Raw genomic sequence first — 1,702 nt, 5'->3', positions numbered from 1 at the left:
GATATTTTCGGCGACGTGTTCAGCGACTTCTTTGGTGGCGGCCGTGGCGGTCAGCGCGGCGGTGCCCAGCGTGGCAGCGACTTGCGTTACACGCTGGAGCTGAACCTGGAAGAGGCTGTGCGCGGTACCACGGTCAATATCCGTGTACCGACACTGGTCAATTGCAAGCCGTGCGACGGTTCGGGGGCCAAGAAGGGGTCCTCGCCGATTACCTGTCCGACCTGTGGCGGTATTGGCCAGGTGCGCATGCAGCAGGGCTTCTTCTCGGTGCAGCAGACCTGCCCGCGCTGCCATGGCCAGGGCAAGATCATTTCCGATCCGTGCGACTCCTGCCACGGCGAAGGTCGTGTCGAAGAGTACAAGACCCTTTCGGTGAAAGTGCCGGCGGGTGTTGATACCGGTGACCGTATTCGCCTGTCTGGCGAAGGCGAGGCGGGCACTCAAGGTGGCCCGACGGGCGACCTGTACGTGGTGATCAATGTGCGTGAGCACTCGATCTTCCAGCGTGATGGCAAACACCTGTTCTGCGAGGTGCCGATCAGCTTTGTCGACGCGGCATTGGGCGGCGAGCTGGAAATTCCGACCCTTGATGGTCGGGTCAAGCTCAAGATCCCGGAAGGCACCCAGACCGGCAAGCAGTTCCGTATCCGTGGCAAAGGCGTTGCGCCGGTGCGCGGTGGCGGTGCTGGCGACTTGATGTGCCGTGTGGCGGTGGAAACGCCCGTCAACCTCGGCCGTCGTCAGCGCGAACTGCTTGAAGAGTTCCGCAGCTCGTTGGAAGGCGATGACTCCCATTCGCCGAAAACCACCGGCTTCTTCGATGGCGTTAAGCGCTTCTTCGGCGACTTGTAAGGACGTGAATATGCGACGTATAGCCGTAATGGGCGCTGCTGGGCGCATGGGCAAGACCTTGGTCGAGGCGGTGCAGCAGCGCTCGCCGGCCTCCGGGCTGACGGCGGCGATTGTTCGCCCTGGCAGCACGCTGATCGGTGCGGACGCCGGTGAGCTGGCTTCGCTGGGTCGCATCGGCGTTTCGTTGTCGGGCAACCTGGAGCAGGTGGCTGACGAGTTTGATGTGCTGATCGACTTCACCTTGCCGGAAGTGATGCTGAAAAACCTGGCGTTCTGCCGCAAGGCTGGCAAGGCCATGGTCATCGGCACCACAGGCTTGAATGCCGAGCAGAAGCAGTTGCTGGTGGAGGCGGGCAAGGATATTCCGATCGTCTTCGCCGCCAATTTCAGCGTCGGCGTGAACTTGTCGCTCAAGTTGCTGGACCTGGCCGCGCGCGTGTTGGGTGATGAGGCGGATATCGAGATCATCGAGACCCACCATCGCCACAAGATCGATGCGCCGTCGGGTACTGCGCTGCGCATGGGTGAGGCGATTGCCGATGCCCTGGGGCGCGACCTGTCTAAAGTCGCTGTTTACGGGCGTGAAGGCCATACCGGTGCGCGTGCCCATGACACCATCGGCTTTGCCACTGTGCGCGGTGGTGATGTGGTGGGTGATCACACCGTTCTGTTTGCCAGTGAAGGCGAGCGCCTGGAGATCACACACAAAGCCTCCAGCCGCATGACATTTGCCAAGGGCGCGGTGCGTGCGGCGCTCTGGCTGGAAGGTCGTGAGCCTGGTCTGTATGACATGCGCGACGTGCTGGATCTGCACTAAGAGTAGCCAAAACCGGGCCTCAAGCTTATGCTT

2 protein-coding genes are annotated in these 1,702 nt (G+C 61.8%); both read left to right on the top strand.

Annotated features, from left to right (window positions below; translation table 11 throughout):
* The coding region (locus FEM54_RS32020; protein ID WP_138454215.1) for a molecular chaperone DnaJ at positions 1-852 on the top strand (852 nt) is incomplete at its 5' end.
* Positions 853-862: 10 nt separating this feature from the next.
* The gene (dapB, locus tag FEM54_RS32015) at positions 863-1,669 is read left to right on the top strand and encodes a 4-hydroxy-tetrahydrodipicolinate reductase (protein WP_017139261.1); all 807 of its coding nucleotides are present in this window, start codon (positions 863-865) and stop codon (positions 1,667-1,669) included.
* Positions 1,670-1,702: the final 33 nt, after the last annotated feature.

Source organism: Pseudomonas edaphica (assembly GCF_005863185.1).
In the GTDB taxonomy this organism is placed as follows: domain Bacteria; phylum Pseudomonadota; class Gammaproteobacteria; order Pseudomonadales; family Pseudomonadaceae; genus Aquipseudomonas; species Aquipseudomonas edaphica.
This window is presented reverse-complemented; position numbering and strand designations above follow the sequence as displayed.